Origin of the sequence: Polynucleobacter sp. TUM22923 (genome assembly GCF_030295705.1) — a bacterium.
In the GTDB taxonomy this organism is placed as follows: domain Bacteria; phylum Pseudomonadota; class Gammaproteobacteria; order Burkholderiales; family Burkholderiaceae; genus Polynucleobacter.
Genome location: NZ_AP027274.1, coordinates 1,136,381 through 1,153,664, shown reverse-complemented (window position 1 = coordinate 1,153,664; position 17,284 = coordinate 1,136,381). Strand labels below are relative to the sequence as shown.

13 protein-coding genes are annotated in these 17,284 nt (G+C 47.0%); 10 read left to right on the top strand and 3 right to left on the bottom strand.

Translation table 11 applies throughout. The features are described 5' to 3' along the window. Window positions 1-8 precede the first annotated feature (8 nt). Entirely contained in the window at window positions 9-836 is an 828-nt protein-coding gene (dapD, locus tag QUD86_RS05845) for a 2,3,4,5-tetrahydropyridine-2,6-dicarboxylate N-succinyltransferase (protein WP_100378805.1), read from the bottom strand. Window positions 837-1,012: 176 nt separating this feature from the next. Here dapD and smc point away from each other — a divergent pair, with 176 nt between their 5' ends. From smc to ligA, 3 genes are read left to right on the top strand one after another with little or no spacing between them, the layout of a single operon-like run. After that, complete coding sequence (gene smc / locus QUD86_RS05840; protein WP_286295829.1) at window positions 1,013-4,534, top strand: chromosome segregation protein SMC; 3,522 nt, start codon at window positions 1,013-1,015, stop codon at window positions 4,532-4,534. An 18-nt stretch (window positions 4,535-4,552) separates the two neighbouring features. Then, entirely contained in the window at window positions 4,553-5,611 is a 1,059-nt protein-coding gene (locus tag QUD86_RS05835) for a cell division protein ZipA C-terminal FtsZ-binding domain-containing protein (protein ID WP_286295828.1), read from the top strand. Window positions 5,612-5,620: 9 nt separating this feature from the next. Then, entirely contained in the window at window positions 5,621-7,636 is a 2,016-nt protein-coding gene (gene ligA / locus QUD86_RS05830) for an NAD-dependent DNA ligase LigA (protein ID WP_286295827.1), read from the top strand. A gap of 4 nt (window positions 7,637-7,640) precedes the next feature. On the opposite strand, the gene QUD86_RS05825 is transcribed toward ligA, so the two are convergent. After that, the gene (locus QUD86_RS05825; protein WP_286295826.1) at window positions 7,641-10,217 is read right to left on the bottom strand and encodes a [protein-PII] uridylyltransferase; all 2,577 of its coding nucleotides are present in this window, start codon (window positions 10,215-10,217) and stop codon (window positions 7,641-7,643) included. 23 nt (window positions 10,218-10,240) lie between these two features. Continuing rightward, a complete protein-coding gene (gene map, locus QUD86_RS05820; protein ID WP_286295825.1) occupies window positions 10,241-11,077 on the bottom strand; it encodes a type I methionyl aminopeptidase in 837 nt (278 codons plus the stop codon). A 256-nt stretch (window positions 11,078-11,333) separates the two neighbouring features. Between map and rpsB the strand changes: the two genes are divergently transcribed. The 7 genes from rpsB to ispC all read left to right on the top strand — a co-directional run bounded on the left by rpsB (window position 11,334) and on the right by ispC (window position 17,277). Next, window positions 11,334-12,083 (top strand): 30S ribosomal protein S2, encoded by a 750-nt coding sequence (gene rpsB, locus QUD86_RS05815; protein ID WP_100378798.1) that lies wholly within the window; start codon window positions 11,334-11,336, stop codon window positions 12,081-12,083. Then, the gene (tsf, locus tag QUD86_RS05810; RefSeq protein ID WP_286295823.1) at window positions 12,083-12,961 is read left to right on the top strand and encodes a translation elongation factor Ts; all 879 of its coding nucleotides are present in this window, start codon (window positions 12,083-12,085) and stop codon (window positions 12,959-12,961) included. The genes rpsB and tsf overlap by 1 nt, the downstream gene beginning before the upstream one ends. A 192-nt stretch (window positions 12,962-13,153) precedes the next feature. After that, complete coding sequence (pyrH, locus tag QUD86_RS05805) at window positions 13,154-13,864, top strand: UMP kinase (RefSeq protein WP_286295822.1); 711 nt, start codon at window positions 13,154-13,156, stop codon at window positions 13,862-13,864. Between the two features lie 11 nt (window positions 13,865-13,875). Further along, complete coding sequence (frr, locus tag QUD86_RS05800; protein WP_286295820.1) at window positions 13,876-14,436, top strand: ribosome recycling factor; 561 nt, start codon at window positions 13,876-13,878, stop codon at window positions 14,434-14,436. A 30-nt stretch (window positions 14,437-14,466) separates the two neighbouring features. Next, window positions 14,467-15,240, top strand: coding sequence for an undecaprenyl pyrophosphate synthase (uppS, locus tag QUD86_RS05795; RefSeq protein ID WP_286295818.1), 774 nt, complete (start codon window positions 14,467-14,469; stop codon window positions 15,238-15,240). 22 nt (window positions 15,241-15,262) lie between these two features. After that, window positions 15,263-16,090: a phosphatidate cytidylyltransferase gene (locus QUD86_RS05790; RefSeq protein WP_286295816.1), complete on the top strand. Its 828-nt coding sequence runs from the start codon at window positions 15,263-15,265 to the stop codon at window positions 16,088-16,090. After that, on the top strand, window positions 16,090-17,277 hold the full coding sequence (ispC, locus tag QUD86_RS05785) for a 1-deoxy-D-xylulose-5-phosphate reductoisomerase (RefSeq protein WP_286295814.1): 1,188 nt from the start codon (window positions 16,090-16,092) through the stop codon (window positions 17,275-17,277). Before QUD86_RS05790 ends, ispC begins: the two co-directional genes overlap by 1 nt. Window positions 17,278-17,284: the final 7 nt, after the last annotated feature.

The window sequence follows — 17,284 nt, the reverse complement described above, 5'->3', positions numbered from 1 at the left end:
AGCTCAGATTAGTCGCGTAAGAGATCATTAATTGCCGTTTTAGCTCTAGTTTGAGCATCGACCTTCTTCACAATGATGGCAGCATATAGACTGTACTTTCCGCAAGCGGAAGGCAAAGAACCGGGAACCACTACAGAGCCAGCTGGAACACGGCCGTAATGGACCTCACCCGTTTCGCGGTCATATATTTTTGTACTCTGGCCAATATAGACGCCCATTGAAAGAACGGCGTTCTCTTCAATCACTACGCCCTCAACCACTTCTGAGCGGGCGCCAATAAAGCAGTTATCTTCAATAATGACTGGGCCAGCCTGGATTGGCTCCAAAACACCGCCAATGCCAACGCCACCAGAAAGGTGCACGTTCTTACCAATCTGAGCACAGGAACCAACCGTAGCCCAGGTATCAACCATGGTGCCCTCTCCAACATAGGCGCCAATATTGACGTAGGAGGGCATCAAAATAGCATTCTTACCAATAAACGAGCCTCGACGAGCAATCGCTGGGGGCACCACACGAAAACCGCCATTCGCAAAGTCTTCTGCGGTGTAATGTTCGAATTTGCTGGGTACCTTGTCGTAGAACTGGGTATAACCACCAGCACCCATGACTTTGTTATCTTCTAGGCGGAAAGAGAGCAAAACAGCCTTTTTGACCCATTGATTTACTTCCCATTTACCTACGCTTTGACGCTCAGCTACCCGAATACTGCCGGTATTGAGGCCCTCAAGAACGGCATTTACGGCGTTGCGGATTTCTCCAGAAACGGCCTCTGGGGATAGGTTGGCGCGGTTTTCCCAGGCTTGTTCGATGATGCTTTGTGGTGTTTGGCTCATACTTTTCGGTTAACTATCAGATTGTTAAGGGGTTTTACCCCTAAATGTACATGAATCATTATATCGGTGAGGTAAAAACCCGTGCTGAGATACTTAAGCTTGCTATCATCTTCTTAGTCTTAGTAATAAATTAGCTACCCCTTATTTCACCCTCTTTTTACCCTGCAAAGTACGCCGTGCAACTCAAATCTATCAAACTTTCTGGTTTTAAGTCATTTGTCGATCCGACCCATTTTGAGCTGCCAGGTCAGTTGATTGGTGTTGTGGGTCCGAATGGCTGTGGAAAATCAAACATTATTGATGCTGTTCGCTGGGTATTAGGTGAGTCACGTGCCAGTGAATTGCGCGGCGAGTCGATGCAAGACGTTATTTTTAACGGCTCTGGTTTGCGCAAGCCTTCAGGGCGCGCCAGTGTTGAACTTATTTTTGATAACTCAGATGGACGTGCTCAAGGGCAGTGGAGTGCTTTTACCGAGTTAGGTGTCAAGCGAGTACTAACGCGAGATGGTAACTCTAGTTATTACGTCAATAACCAGGTTGTTCGCCGTAAAGATATTCAAGATATTTTCTTGGGTACAGGCATGGGCCCAAGAGGCTACGCCATTATCGGACAGGGCACTATCAACCGTATTTTGGAATCAAAGCCAGAAGAGTTGCGCGTGTTCTTGGAAGAGGCTGCTGGCGTTTCTAAATACAAAGAACGTCGTAAAGAAACTGCTTCGCGCCTAGAGGACACCAAAGAGAATTTAGTGCGCGTTGAAGATATTGTTCGTGAGCTTGATCAACAGCTAAACCGCTTAGAAAAGCAGGCCACTGTAGCCGAGCGTCATGCTGCCCTCTCTACGGAAATGAAGTCACAGCAACAGCTTTTGTGGTTTGTACGTCAAACAGAGTCTGGTAAAGAGCAGGAGCGTCATGCAAACGGTATTCGTGAAACCCAGGTAAGCCTAGAAGAGCAGACTGCAAAGTTGCGCCATGCAGAAACTGAGCTTGAGACTATGCGTACAGAGCAGTACGCACTGCAAGATCGGGTGTCTCTAGCGCAAGGTGAGTTGTACCAAACCAACTCCGATGTAAGCCAGGTGGAGTCTCAGATTCGGTATGTGCAAGAAGCACGTCAGCGTTTGCAGCAACAAACCCAAGAACTACAAGCGCAATTGCAGCGTTGGACCGTACAAGAAACAGATGCTGCGCAAGCGCAGCGCTCTGCTGAGCAAGAGCTTGCTTTAGCTGCAGAGACTGAGCAATCACTATTGATTAACTTAGCCGGCCTACAAGAACAGATGCCGAGTCGTGAAGAGACCTACCAGCTCAATGCGCGTGACCTCAATGATGCTCGTGAACAGTTGGCAACTATTGATCAGCGTTTAGCTAGCTTAGGTGAGCGCGTTAAAGCAATTGCCACTCAGCTGGAAGAGCTCAAAGGGCGCGATGCCCGTCTTGAGTCAGAGCTGTCAGGTATGCGTAGACCGGATGCAGAAGCATTGACGATGGCAATAGATCGTCATGCAATGGCTCAGCGCAAGGTAGATGAAGCAAAGCAAAAAGCAGGGGAGGCACAACAACGTGTTCCCGCTGCAGACGAAGCACGCAACACAGCGCAACAACAAATTCAGCTGGCCAATCAAGAATTGGCACAAACTGAGGCTAGACTGACAGCCTTAACAGCATTGCAGGCAAGCGTTCAAGCTCAAGGCAAGATTGGTCCATGGCTAGAGAGTAAGGGCTTAAAAGAAAGTAAGCGCCTGTGGCAAGAATTAAAAGTCCAAACTGGCTGGGAAGCAGCTCTTGAATCTGTTTTGCGCGAGCGCTTGGCTGCCGTAACTGCTAAAAGCGTTCAAGAAACACTGGCATTAGCTAACGACGCACCACCTAGTCGCTTAGCCATTTTGTTGGTGGATGAGATTGCTCCAGCACATACGGCTGCTCCATCTGACTTTGTTCCATTGCTCACACGAGTGCAAAGTGCAGGAGCTCCCAGAGTTGCTGCAGTATTACAAGAGTGGTTAGATAAGATTTATATTGCCGATTCTCTGGAAGATGCGCTCAATCGCCGTGAGAAATTACCTGCTGGTGGCGCACTTGTCACTCAACAGGGCCATCTAGTTAGTCGTGTAGGTGTTCAGCTATATGCTGCCGACTCTGAGCAGGCTGGTATGTTGGCGCGCGCTCAAGAAATGGAAGGTCTTGAGAAGCAATTACGGGCACAACAACTCATCCAAAGTGAGTTACAAGGTGAATTGGATCAATGCGTATCTAATTATCAAGCCGCACACCAATCTGCTGAGCAAACCCGTATCTATGCTGAGCAAGCGGTGCAAGAGGTGCATGGTTTTGAAGTAGAAAGAATGCAGCTGACTCAGGCGGAAGAAAAATACAGTCAACGTGCAGAGCAAATTCAGGGTGAGTTGACGGAGTTACATCAACAGATAGAGCAACTCGCACTGACGCAAGAGGAAGCTGCTGCCCAATTGATTCAGTCGGAAGAGGCTAAGCAGGGCTTGCAAGATGATCTTGCGATGGCCCAAGAAAAATTAGCGTTAGCAACTCAAGAGCGCGATCATTTACGAGAGTCTTTGCGTAGCTCAGAAATGTCTGCTCAAGAGGCAGCATTTGCAACCCGCTCATTACAACAGCGCATTGTTGATCTTCAGCGTGATCAAAGCACTGCTCGCGTGCAGATCATGGAGATTCAGGACAAACAAGCAAGCTCAGAGCAAGAGCTTGAAATGTTGAGTGATGAGCAAGCGCAAGAAAAATTACAAGGTTTATTGCTGACTCGCAGTGAGCGTGAAGCATTATTGTCTAATGCACGTACGGAGCAAGATGCAGTGTTGCATCAACTGCGCCAGGCTGATGAGGCTCGCATGCAAACGGAGCGCAGTCTCCAGCCGATGCGTGACAGGGTAGTGGATTTGCAGTTACGAGAGCAGGCAGCGCGCTTGAACTTTGAGCAATTTGCAACCTTACTCCTAGATGCTGAGGCTGACTTACTTGCCTTAGAGTCAAGCTTCAATTCAGATCTGAAGGTGGGTGTATTACAAAGTGATGTTACCCGTTTAAGTGCTGAGATTCAGGCTTTGGGACCAGTAAATATGGCTGCCCTAGATGAGCTTTCGAGTTCGCGTGAACGTAAGCAGTTCTTGGATGCGCAAACTGCTGACTTAAACGAGGCGATGCAGACTTTGACTGATGCGATTGCGAAGATTGATGCAGAAACCCGCGATCTTTTGCAGGGCACCTTTGATCAGGTGAATTTGCATTTTGGTAAATTATTCCCTGAGCTGTTTGGTGGTGGTCATGCGGAGCTAGTCATGACTGGCGATGAAATTTTAGACTCTGGTGTTCAAGTAATGGCTCAGCCTCCAGGTAAGAAAAATAGTTCAATCTACCTGCTATCTGGTGGTGAAAAAGCCCTCACGGCAATTGCCTTAGTGTTCTCACTCTTTTTGCTCAATCCAGCACCTTTCTGTTTGCTCGATGAGGTTGATGCTCCATTAGATGATGCCAACACTTTGCGTTATGCCAAGATGGTTGCCAAAATGTCAAATAAGACCCAGTTTGTGTTTATTTCTCATAATAAAATTACGATGGAAATAGCCCACCAGCTTATCGGAGTGACCATGCAAGAGCAGGGTGTATCTCGTATTGTTGCCGTGGATATTTCCTCTGCTGTCTCGATGGTGGAGGCAGCTTAAGTGAACATAGAGCAAATCATGACAATGCTTGGTTTGTCTGACTTGCAGTTCGCTTTGGCTGCTATTGGCCTATTGCTTTTGGTGGCGACAGTAGGATTTAACGTAAAGCATGCCCGAGCACGTCGTAAGGCTGCTAGTTTTGATGAGCTTTCTGCTGGTGATCGTTTTGCTCGTGAGCCTTCTTTTGGGCATAGCCTTGCTGATGGCGATGTAGAAGATGTATTGGGATCCAATACGGCGATCTCAATGCTATCAGGCGGTCTTGACCCAGAGACGTTTTTTATTGACCCCAGAATCGACTGCGTTATTTCACTACGATTCGATCAAGCCATTAGTGGCGCTGAAATCCTTGCGGAAATTGACGCCTGGCGCCTTGATACGGCCAAGTCTAGTGCACGTTGGATGTGCGAAGGCCTGCACTCCGACATCGATGCGGCTGCAAATTGGGAAATATTAAATGCAGAGGCTTCTTACACGGAGCTGCAGTTAGCAATTCAATTGGCAAGCCGCCGTGGTCCCATCGGCGTCTTGGAGCTATCCAACTTTTGCTCAAGAGCGCAGGCTTTGGCAGAAATGCTGGACTCTCAAATCGATATGCCCAGCGTGACAACAATGCTTGAGAGCGCTAAAGAATTAGATGCATTGGCGGCAGAGAGTGATATACAACTCGGTATTAATGTGCTGTTTGATGATGCTTATCCTTGGACTAATTTTGATTCATTAATGCGCCAGCGTGGTTTTAAGTTAGCAAGAAGCGGCCGAAGTTATGAATTTTTTAGTGGTAATAGGCTTATTTTTAGCAGCGCTGAACTAGATCCAAATATTGCGGTAAAGCAGGTGACTCTATTACTTGAAGTTCCTTTGTTTGATGCAGATGAGAAGGCATTTGAGCGTATGCTCAATGAAGGTGTTGAGATTGCCCAGGTGGCACACGGTCGTGTAGTGGATGACAATGGCATTAATTTGACAGCTGCGGCTGTAGTGAGTATTCGTCAGCATCTCGATGGTTTATATGCCAATCTTGAAAAGGGCGGAGTTTTGGCGGGATCTTCCACCGCCAGCAGACTTTTTAGCTAGGTAATAACCTTGGCTTCCTCCAGTCCGACATCTTTAGCGGATCGCTATACTTTTTTACAGTCTGAACTAGCGCGCTTAGAGCATGCTTACTATGTTTTGGATGCCCCCATCGTTCCCGATAGCGAATATGACCGCTTATTTCGAGAATTGTTAGATATTGAGCTGGCGCACCCGCAATGGATTACGCCCGCATCCCTTTCTCAGCGGGTAGGAGGTAGCGCTTTAAAAGAATTTAACTCCGTTACCCATGTTGTGCCGATGTTGTCTTTAAATAATGCCTTTGAGGAGACTGAGCTGATTGCCTTTGATCGGCGCTGCCGTGAGGGTCTTCACTTAGATCAAGTAAATTACGCTGGAGAGTTGAAATTTGACGGGTTAGCGATTTCTCTTCGTTATGAGAATGGCACTCTCGTAAGAGCGGCTACTCGAGGTGATGGGGCTAGCGGTGAAGATGTAACCGCCAATATTAAAACCATTCATACGATCCCGTTAAAGCTGACTGGCGAAAATATTCCTGCAGTGTTAGAGGTGCGTGGAGAAGTTTTTATTTATCTTCAAGACTTTCAGAAAATGAACGAACAAGCTGCTGCGCTTGGTGAAAAAGAATTCGCTAACCCACGTAATGCTGCTGCTGGAAGTCTGCGACAGCTTGATTCTAAAATTACTGCTAAGCGCCCACTGTCTTTCTTTGCTTATGGTCTTGGTGCCCTAGAGCCCGCAGTATGGCTGCCAAAAACCCATGAAGCATTGCTCAATGCCTACGTAACATTTGGTTTGCCCGTATGTTCGGAACGCCGAGTACTTAAATCAGTTCAAGAGATTCTGAATTTCTATAACGAAATTGGCGCCAAAAGAGGGTCGTTACCTTATGACATTGATGGCGTAGTTTACAAAGTGAATTCTTTTGCCGAGCAGACTCAGTTAGGCTTCGTTTCTAGGGCGCCTCGATTTGCTTTGGCCCATAAGTTTCCTGCCCAAGAGGCTTTGACAATAGTTCTGGGGATTGATGTGCAGGTAGGGCGTACTGGCGCTATTACTCCGGTTGCAAGGTTGGCTCCAGTTGAGGTTGGTGGTGTGACGGTAACGAATGCCACCTTACACAATGAAGATGAAGTGAAGCGTAAAGATGTACGCATCGGAGATACGGTCTCCGTTCGCCGTGCCGGTGATGTAATTCCTGAGGTCGTGTCTGTGATACTAGAGCGTAGACCTCCTGATGCGCAGCAATTTGTCATGCCTACGCGGTGCCCTGTTTGCGAATCACATATTGAGCGATTGGTCGATGAGGCAATTGCACGCTGTAGTGGTGGCTTATTTTGTCAGGCTCAACGTAAACAAGCTTTAATCCATTTTGCTCATCGACGCGCTTTGGATATTGAAGGTTTGGGTGAGAAGATTGTTGATCAGTTGGTTGATCACAATTTAGTCCGAACTCCAGCGGACCTATATCGCCTAGGCTTTGCGGCGCTGGCTAACTTAGAGCGGATGGGAGAAAAGTCAGCTGATAATCTAATTAGCGCCATAGATCAGTCTCGCAAAACTACCTTAGCCCGCTTTATTTTTGCATTGGGTATTCGTCATGTGGGCGAGACTACTGCAAAAGACTTGGCTAATCACTATCAATCGATGCACGCTTTGATGGATGCGAAGTTTGATGAGCTGCTATGCGTAAAAGATGTTGGCCCAGTAGTGGCGAACTCCATCACTAGCTTCATGGAAGAGCCCCATAACCGTGAGGTGATTGAGCAATTACTCGCCTCTGGCATGATGCTTTCTGTGGAAGAAAAAATGATTAGCGCAGCGGTTGCTGGTAAGACTTTTGTATTGACTGGTACATTTCCAACGTTGACACGTGACAAGGCAAAAGACTTACTGGAAAAAGCAGGGGCCAAGGTAGCAGGTTCGGTCTCCAAGAAGACTGATTACGTTGTAGCTGGAACAGATGCTGGGAGCAAACTTACTAAGGCTGAGGAGCTAGGGGTAGTCGTCATTGATGAGACTGCTATGTTGGACTTGCTAGCTTAAAAGATTACGTACTTAGCGCTTCTAAGAGTTCGGTTTCTAGCAAGATCTGGAGTTTTGGGTTTTTACTGAGATTTGCTGCATCCAATAAAAAGATATCTTCCACACGCTCACCTAAAGTATTGATGCGAGCGGTATGTAGTGATACTTGATGCTTTGCAAGCACTCTAGAGATGACATAAAGCAGGCCTGTTCGATCACTGGCTGATAGGGAAAGTGCGTAATAGTGGCCACGTTCATCAGGAGTCACATGCACTCGAGGCTGTATTGGGAAGGTGCGAGACTGTCTTGAGAGGCGCCCCATACTTGGCAAGGGCAGGGGATCATCACTTTGTAAAGCCTCGGTAAGTTCGTACTCTACTAAGGCAATTAAATCGCGATAACTAACGCCTTCACCCACTAAATTACTGCCAGAGATTTGGAAGGTATCCAAAGCATAGCCATGTCGCGTTGTATGAACGCGGGCATCCCAAATGGAGAAACCATGGCGTTCAAAGTAAGCACAAATTCGGGCAAACAGATCTTCGCGATCTTTAACATAGACCGCGACCTGGAGACCTTCGCCATGTAGGGAGAGTTTGGCACGTACTACAGGAGTAGCGCTATCGACTTTATCGAATAGATGGCGCGTAAGCCAGGCAATATCAGTTGCCTCTTGGCGTAAAAAGAAAGCGACATCCAATTTTTTCCAGAGATCTTCGTAGCTAGCATCTTCGATGCCGTTCAGTCGCAGCTGCGCTCTAGAATCTTCTTGATGCAGCGCGAGATCTGATGAGGCGTTTGGTTTTGCTCCGCCCAATACTCGCAGCGTTACGCGGTAGAGGTCTTCCAGTAACTTCGCTTTCCACGCATTCCAAACCTTAGGGCTAGTGCCGCGCACATCTGCAACTGTGAGTAGGTAGAGCGCAGTGAGGTGGCGTTCGTCCCCCATTTTTTTGGCAAAAGCTTGCACAACATCTGGATCGGTGATGTCTTGCTTCTGGGCAAATTGACTCATATTTAAATGCTCAGCCACCAACCAAACCAGCAGTTCGGTATCTGTTTTATCTATGCCATGGTCTTTGGCAAATTGGCGTACATCAGCTTTACCCAGGGCGGAGTGATCGCCTCCTCGTCCCTTTGCAATGTCGTGAAAGAGTGCCGCCACAATCAACAGCCATGGTTTTTGGAAGTTGGCTATGAGACCGCTACAAAATGGAAATTCATGAGTGTGTTCGACCACCATGAAGCGCCGAACATTCCGTAAGACCATTAGGATATGTTGATCAACTGTATATATATGAAATAGATCATGCTGCATTTGCCCAACAATTCTTCTGAACGCGGGTAAGTAACGCCCCAATACGCTCGTGCGATTCATGAGCTGAAAGGCCCGACTTACACCATCAGGCTCCTTGAGAATTTGCATAAAGAGTGCCCGATTCACGGGATCTTTGCGCCACGCGCTATCCATCTTTTGGCGGGCGTTATACAGCGCTCTAAAGATATTGGCTGACAGACTCTTCACGTTGGCAGTTTGTGCAAATACCAAAAAGGTGCGAAGAATCTGCTCTGGGTGTTTATCAAAGAGTTGCAGGTCAGTGATATCCAGGACACCTTGACGCTCAATAAAACCAGCATTACCCTCGCCAGCGATAGTGTGCGTAGTTTTAGATTCTTGAGGAAAAAGGAGTGCTTCGATGTTTTGGAGCAAGACATCATTTAACTGCGTGACGGCCTTTGCTGCCCAGTAATAGCGACGCATGATGGCTTCACTTGCGAGTCTTGAGGATTCTTCTTCAAGCCCCATCATCGCTGCTAACGGAGCCTGCAAGTCAAAGGCGAGAACATCCTGCCTACGACCAGCTAGTAAATGTAAATTTGCCCGCAGTGTTTCAAGAAAACGTTGATTGCGATTGAGCTCTGTTAGCTCTCGCTGAGTGATGAGCCCGGCGATATGAAGATCTTTAAACGTATTACCCAGATGAGCTGCTTTACTAACCCAGGAGAGTACCTGTAAGTCACGTAAGCCCCCTGGACTTTCTTTGCAGTTAGGCTCCAACGAATAGGGAGTGTCTTGATATTTGTAATGTCGCTGAATTTGCTCTGCTAATTTCGCCTGAAAAAATGATTTTGGGTCTAAGGTTTTTTCATAGGCTGATTCAAATTCATTAAAGAGTGCTTTCTTGCCACAGATGAGGCGTGACTCTAGCAGTGAGGTGCGTACCGTAATGTCGTTCTCTGCCTCAGAAATACACTGGGCCACCGTTCTCACCGAGGATCCGATTTCTAAACCGGTATCCCAGCATTGCGCTACAAATTTTTCAATCTTAGGGGCCAGTACTTCTTCGAAGTATTTTTGATCTGCAGGCAGCAGAATTAAGATATCAATATCAGAGTAGGGGAAAAGAGATCCCCTTCCAAAGCCGCCGACTGCAATTAAGGCTGCGTTGGATTTGAGGTCGCAGGCATTCCAAAGATGAATCAGTAATTCATCGCTTAATTTGCATAATTTTTTTGTGAGCCTACCAACAGTCTGGCGCTCTCTAAAATCGGCGTATGCGCATTCACGCGCAGCTTTCAAACTGGTGGTATCGATGATCATTTAGGGCCTCAGGGCCACAGGCTCTAAGCGCTAGCTAGGCTAGGCCTAAAGACCAATCCTTTAACGCAATCGGGAGGAGGATTACTTCCCTCAGACCAAGTGAGCACTTCAACTCCGGTTGCAGTCACTAGTAGCGTGTGCTCCCATTGGGCAGACAGGCTGCGATCTTTTGTTTTCACAGTCCATTGATCTGGCATTGTGCGAATCTCGCGTCGACCTGCGTTGATCATGGGTTCAATAGTAAAAGTCATGCCCATCTCTAATTTCTCACCGGTGCCAGGTCGGCCGTAGTGAAGAATCTGTGGGTCTTGATGAAAGACTTGGCCGATACCGTGGCCACAGTACTCACGTACTACCGAATAGCCGGCATTCTCAGCGTGGGTTTGAATAACATGACCAATGTCACCTAGTGATGCACCCGGTTTTACTTGGGCAATACCCAGCCACATGCATTCAAAGGTAATTTGGGTGAGTCGCTTAGCTAGTACAGATGCTTCACCAACCATGAACATGCGACTGGTATCGCCATAGTAGCCATCGGGGGTGATCACGGTGATATCTAGATTGACTACATCTCCTGCTTTAAGAATTTTTTCTCCGGGGATACCATGACAAATGACATCGTTAACTGAGGTGCAAATAGCAGCTGGAAAAGGAGGGTAGCCAGGGGGTTGGTAGTTCAACGGTGCTGGAATGGTTTTTTGTACATCCCGCATATAAGCGTGGCAAATTCGATCTAGCTCGGCAGTGCTGACGCCCACTTTGACATGAGGCGCAACATGATCAAGCACTTCACTGGCTAAGCGGCCAGCCTCGCGCATCCCTTGGATGTCTTTCTCGGCAGTAAATACACTATTCATGGCAATATTATCAACGACTTGGTGGTTTTTAGTGGATCTTCAATGCTTAATTAATAGGCAAGTAGGTACTTTTCATAAAATTAGAGCGCTGTTTGTCACGGCTTTTGCTGGAGTGCGTTGGCTAGGTTCTTGATCTTTAAGCTATAATTTACTCATCAGGACAATTTTTGGACTGAAATCGCGGGTTAAGTCTTCCAGGGTGGCGTTTTTTAGCGCAGCTATGGCTTAATCTTAGAAAAAACCCTTAGGAGATGTTATGTCAGTAACAATGCGCCAAATGATTGAAGCCGGTTGCCATTTTGGTCACCAAACCCGTTTCTGGTCCCCAAGAATGGCCCCTTATATTTTCGGCCATCGCAACAAAATTCACATTATCAATTTGGAAAAAACATTGCCAATGTTTCAGGATGCCCTGAAATTTGCGAAACAAATTGCTGCTAATCGTGGGACTATCTTATTCGTTGGTACTAAGCGTCAGTCACGCGAGATCATTGCTGAAGAAGCGACTCGTGCTGGTATGCCTTATATCGATAGCCGTTGGTTAGGCGGTACGCTCACTAATTTCAAAACTGTTAAAGGCTCCTTAAAGCGTTTAAAAGATATGGCTGTTGCTAAAGAAGCAGGCGATTGGGAAAAGCTTTCCAAGAAAGAAGCTTTGACCAATGATCGCGACCTCGACAAATTACAAAAAGCACTCGGCGGTATTCAAGATTTGAATGGTGTTCCAGATGCTATTTTCGTCGTGGACGTTGGCTATCACAAGATTGCAATTACTGAAGCCATCAAGCTTGGTATTCCAGTGATCGCTGTAGTGGATACCAACCACTCACCCGAAGGTATTGATTACATCATTCCAGGTAATGATGACTCCAGTAAAGCAGTGCTGCTCTACGCTCGCGGTATCGCTGATGCGATTCTTGAAGGTAAGGCCGCCTCAACTCAAGCTGTATTGACCGCTATTAAAGAAGGCGAAGAAGAGCTTGTTGAAGAAGGGAAAGCTGAATAATGGCCGCTATTACCGCTGCAATGGTTGGCGAGTTACGCGCCAAAACTGATGCCCCGATGATGGAGTGCAAGAAGGCCTTAACTGAGGCTGATGGCGATTTGGCTAGAGCTGAAGAAATTCTGCGTGTGAAGTTGGGAAGTAAGGCTGGTAAGGCCGCTTCTCGTGTTACCGCTGAAGGCATTGTGACTTCTTACATTGACGGCACTACTGGTGCTTTGCTTGAAGTGAACTGTGAGACTGACTTCGTTTCCAAGAACGATGATTTCTTAGCGTTTACTAGCGCATGTACTAAGTTGATCGCTGAGAAGAATCCAGCTGATGTTACTGCCTTACTTGCTTTGCCATTGAACGACTCTACTGTAGACGTCATTCGTAGTGCATTGATCGGTAAGATCGGTGAAAACATCATGCCGCGCCGTTTTAAGCGTTTCTCTGGTAGTAGTAAATTGGTTTCCTACCTTCATGGCACGCGTATTGGTGTGATGGTTGAGTATGAAGGCGATGAGACTGCTGCGAAAGATGTAGCAATGCATATTGCTGCGATGAAGCCAGTGGCTTTGTCGATTGCTGATGTGCCAGCGCAAGCAATTGCTGTCGAGCGCAGTGTTGCTGTTCAAAAGGCTGCTGAATCTGGTAAGCCTGCTGAGATCGTTGAGAAAATGGTTGAAGGTTCTATTCAGAAATACCTCAAAGAGGTTTCTTTATTGAATCAAACGTTTGTTAAGAACGATAAGCAAACTGTTGAGCAAATGCTTAAAGCTGCAAATACAACGATTAAAGGCTTCACGATGTATGTTGTGGGTGAGGGCATTGAGAAGCGTCAAGATGACTTTGCTGCTGAAGTGGCTGCGCAAGTAGCTGCCGCTAAAGGCGCTTAATTTAGGGCCTTTTTTGCTGGGTTGCACTCAGTAAAGTCTGTTTTGCTCAAAAGGGCATGGAATCTCCGGTTTCCATGCCCTTTTGTTTGATCTGCACCAAGCCCTTTATAATTCGGGCAGAGTATTAAAAACTACTTAAAGATCAATAAGCTGAGCAAGTATGTTGCTTGGCAAATTACGGAAAATAAAACGATGCCAGCCTACAAACGTGTTCTCTTAAAGCTTTCTGGTGAGGCCCTCATGGGCGATGATGCTTTTGGTATCAATCCAGTCACTATTGATTCGATGGTGAAGGAAATTGCTGAAGTGGTCGGGAGCGGTGTTGAATTGGCAATCGTGATTGGTGGAGGCAACATCTTCCGCGGTGTAGCCGGTGGAGCTGCAGGCATGGATCGCGCTACCGCTGATTACATGGGAATGCTTGCTACGATGATGAACTCCCTTGCGTTGCAAGATGCTTTGCGTCAAAAAGGGATTGAGGCGCGCGTTCAATCCGCCCTCAGAATGGATCAAGTCGTAGAGCCATACATTCGTCCCCGGGCAATTCGTGCGTTGAGCGAAGGCAAAGTGGTGATCTTTGCTGCCGGTACAGGCAACCCTTTCTTTACTACCGATACAGCAGCGGCACTACGTGGTGCAGAGATGGGCGTGGAGATTATGCTTAAAGCAACTAAAGTGGACGGCATCTATAGCGCAGATCCGATGAAGGATCCTACCGCCACTCTATATAAAACAATTACTTTTGATGAGGCGATCATCAAAAATCTACAAGTCATGGATGCTACTGCCTTTGCATTGTGTCGTGACCGTAAATTACCAATTAAAGTATTTTCGATTCTTAAGCCAGGCGCTTTGATGCGCGTGGTGCGAGGTGAGCCAGAAGGCACATTAGTTCACGTTTAATAGGAGGCTTGATGTCCGCAGTAGAAATTAAAACAAACACCGATCAAAAGATGCAGAAGTCTCTCGAGGCTTTGAAGTCTAATTTGGCAAAAATTCGTTCTGGCCGTGCTAACCCGGGGATCCTCGAACACATTCAAGTTGACTACTACGGTAATCCAACGCCCCTGAGTCAAGTGGCCAGTTTAGGCTTGGCAGATGCAAGGACGATTAATGTTCAGCCATTTGAAAAGACCATGGTTGGCGCGATCGAAAAAGCGATTCGGGATTCTGACTTAGGTTTAAATCCGGCATCACAAGGAACAATTATTCGCGTTCCAATGCCTGCATTAACTGAAGAGCGTCGTCGTGATTTAACTAAAGTGGTTAAAAACGAAGGCGAAGATACGAAGATTGCAGTGCGTAATCTGCGTCGTGACGCCAATGAGCACCTTAAGCGCCTCACCAAGGATAAAGAAATTTCCGAAGATGACGAGCGCCGTGCAACCGACGAGATTCAGAAGATGACGGATCGTGCGGTGATCGACATTGACAAGATTGTTTCGGAAAAAGAAAAAGAGATCATGACGGTTTAGTCGTCAATGAGATCTTTTTAATCCATCTCGATGACCCGGCACACAAGCTCAACTCAAGTTGTCCCTGAGGTAAATGCCATTCCTCGACATGTTGCCATCATCATGGATGGTAATGGGCGTTGGGCTAGTCAACGATTTATGCCGCGTGTGGCAGGCCATTCTGAAGGCCTTGGTGCAGTGCGTAAGGTGGTTCAAGAGTGTAGAAAATTAGGGGTCGAGTACCTCACCATTTTTGCTTTTAGCTCTGAGAATTGGCGTAGACCACCCGAAGAGGTGGGTTTTTTGATGAAGCTTTTTTTGAGGTCTTTAAAAAGCGAAGTATCACGCTTAGCTGATAACGATATCGCTCTCAGGCTCATCGGTGATTTAAGCCGCTTTGATGACAGCATTCAAGAAATGGTGCAATTTTCTGAGCAAAAAACGGCTGCTTGTAAGGGTTTGACGCTCACCATTGCAGCAAACTATGGTGGCCGTTGGGATATTTTGCAGGCGATGCGTAAATGCTTGGAGAGTAACCCTGATTTGCAGCCCGATCAAATTACAGAAGAATTACTGCAACCCCATTTATCGATGGCGTATGCTCCTGAGCCAGATTTATTCATTCGTACCGGTGGCGAGCAACGGGTCAGTAACTTTCTGTTGTGGCAACTTGCCTATACCGAGTTATATTTCACAGATACCTTATGGCCTGATTTTGATGAGACACAACTGCATCAGGCGTTTAAATGGTTTAGTCAGCGCGAACGTCGTTTTGGTCGTACAAGTGCACAGTTGGCTTCTCAGCCAATGAGCGATGCCGTTTAAATAAACAAAACCTAATTCTGCCATGCTAAAAACCCGAATCATCACTGCCGCTGTTTTGCTGGCCGTACTTTTACCTATTTTGTTTTTGTTGCCGGCATTTTATTTGGGCGCGTTTTTTTTGATTGCATTCACAGCTGCAGCATGGGAGTGGAGTCGTATGATTGCCCCTCAGGCTAAATGGGCTGCAGTGCTTTATGCCTTGTTCTGCTTGGTAGTCATTCTTTTTTTACTTGGGATGCAAGCAGCAGCCTGGCAGTTTTCTCTTTTAATGATAGCGGTTCTGTTCTGGTTTTTTATCGCACCATTCATCCTGGCTAAAGGAATGGATCTTTCCTTTCAGAGATTCAAGCCTTTCTACAGCATCGTTGGCCTCATTATTCTGCCAGCCACTTGGTTTGCCTTGGTTTTCTTGCGCGAGCTAGGCCTCGTTTTTCTATTGACGAGTATTGCCTTGGTTTGGGTTGCTGATATTGGCGCTTACTTCATTGGAAAGGCATTTGGTAAACATAAGTTAGCTATTCAGATTAGCCCTGGTAAGTCTGTTGAAGGTGCAGTCGGTGGGCTTTTACTGTGCTATCTCTATGCTTTCTTATGCGTAGCTTACTTACCGCTTGGTGATAGTTTGTTTGGGGCGTGGGCCATTCGATTTGGCTGGGTGCCGATGTTTTTAATGGTAACCGTGCTGGCTGCCTTTAGCATCTTTGGCGATCTTTTTGAATCTCAACTAAAGCGCTTAGCTGGCGTCAAAGACAGCAGCTTTCTATTGCCTGGACATGGTGGAGTCTTAGATCGAGTTGATGCTTTGCTTCCTACAATGCCAATTGCCGCATTACTTGCCGGGTTGATTTAATGGGTTGTCGACAGGTTGCTATCTTAGGATCTACCGGATCGATCGGCGCGAATACCTTAGCAGTGATTCGCGCTCATCCAGAGCGCTTTAAGGTTGTAGCACTGACTGCTGAAAAACAAATCGAGCGCCTTGCCGAGCAGTGCATCGAATTTAAACCTGCTATTGCCGTAGTGGGAACCGCTGAAGGTGCTTCTCGTTTGCGCTCCTTATTGCAAAATCAGCACAGTAGTGTTCAAATTTTGTATGGCCCGCAATCGCTGGTGACTGCGGTAACAGAGTCGGGCTGCGATACCGTTATGGCGGCGATCGTAGGTGCTGCTGGCCTAGTCCCGACCTTGGCTGCTGCAAAAGCGGGCAAGAGAGTGTTGCTTGCGAATAAAGAAGCCTTAGTGATGTCCGGTCATTTGTTTATGCAAGCAATGCAGGATGGTGGTGGAGAGCTATTGCCGATTGATAGTGAGCACAATGCGATTTTTCAATGTCTGCCATTTGAATTTACCAAGACACCTGCTGAACATTTGGGCGTAGAAGAACTTTGGTTAACAGCCTCAGGTGGACCATTTAGAGATCGGTCAGTTGCCGATTTAGCGATGGTCTCTCCAGAGGAGGCTTGTGCGCATCCAAACTGGGTCATGGGAAAAAAGATTTCAGTAGATTCAGCAACGATGATGAATAAAGGTTTAGAGGTCATTGAGGCATTTTGGCTGTTTGGCTTACCTATAGAAAAAATTAAAGTATTGATTCATCCGCAGAGCGTCGTACATTCGATGGTGCGTTATCGTGATGGTTCGGTGCTTGCACAAATGGGGCAGCCAGATATGCGCACACCCATCGCCTATGGATTGGCATGGCCAGAGCGGATTGATGCCGGTGTTGCTCCGCTTAGCCTGACGCAATTAGCGGGTCTTAGTTTTTCAGAGCCGGACCTAAGCCAATTTCCCTGTTTGAATCTAGCATTTTTTGCTGCTAAAGCAGGGGGTACTGCGCCTACGATTCTCAATGCAGCTAATGAGATTGCCGTCGCAGCTTTTTTAGATAGGGGTCTCCCCTATCTCCAGATATCCGAAGTGGTCAATCGAACGCTCGATTGCCTCGCTTCTGTCCCAGCGGACTCCCTGGAGGTGATTTTGGCAGTAGATGCACAAGCACGCCAAATGGCGAGTCAATTGATTCAAACCCTGGAGTGAGTTATCC

Excerpts from the sequence above, each read along its gene's own strand:
- tsf (WP_286295823.1), top strand. The coding sequence starts at position 12,083 with ATGGCCGCTATTACCGCTGCAATGGTTGGCGAGTTACGCGCCAAAACT.
- uppS (WP_286295818.1), top strand. The coding sequence starts at position 14,467 with ATGACCCGGCACACAAGCTCAACTCAAGTTGTCCCTGAGGTAAATGCC.
- QUD86_RS05790 (WP_286295816.1), top strand. The coding sequence starts at position 15,263 with ATGCTAAAAACCCGAATCATCACTGCCGCTGTTTTGCTGGCCGTACTT.
- pyrH (WP_286295822.1), top strand. The coding sequence starts at position 13,154 with ATGCCAGCCTACAAACGTGTTCTCTTAAAGCTTTCTGGTGAGGCCCTC.
- frr (WP_286295820.1), top strand. The coding sequence starts at position 13,876 with ATGTCCGCAGTAGAAATTAAAACAAACACCGATCAAAAGATGCAGAAG.
- ispC (WP_286295814.1), top strand. The coding sequence starts at position 16,090 with ATGGGTTGTCGACAGGTTGCTATCTTAGGATCTACCGGATCGATCGGC.
- map (WP_286295825.1), bottom strand. The coding sequence starts at position 11,077 with ATGAATAGTGTATTTACTGCCGAGAAAGACATCCAAGGGATGCGCGAG.
- rpsB (WP_100378798.1), top strand. The coding sequence starts at position 11,334 with ATGTCAGTAACAATGCGCCAAATGATTGAAGCCGGTTGCCATTTTGGT.
- QUD86_RS05835 (WP_286295828.1), top strand. The coding sequence starts at position 4,553 with ATGACAATGCTTGGTTTGTCTGACTTGCAGTTCGCTTTGGCTGCTATT.
- QUD86_RS05825 (WP_286295826.1), bottom strand. The coding sequence starts at position 10,217 with ATGATCATCGATACCACCAGTTTGAAAGCTGCGCGTGAATGCGCATAC.
- dapD (WP_100378805.1), bottom strand. The coding sequence starts at position 836 with ATGAGCCAAACACCACAAAGCATCATCGAACAAGCCTGGGAAAACCGC.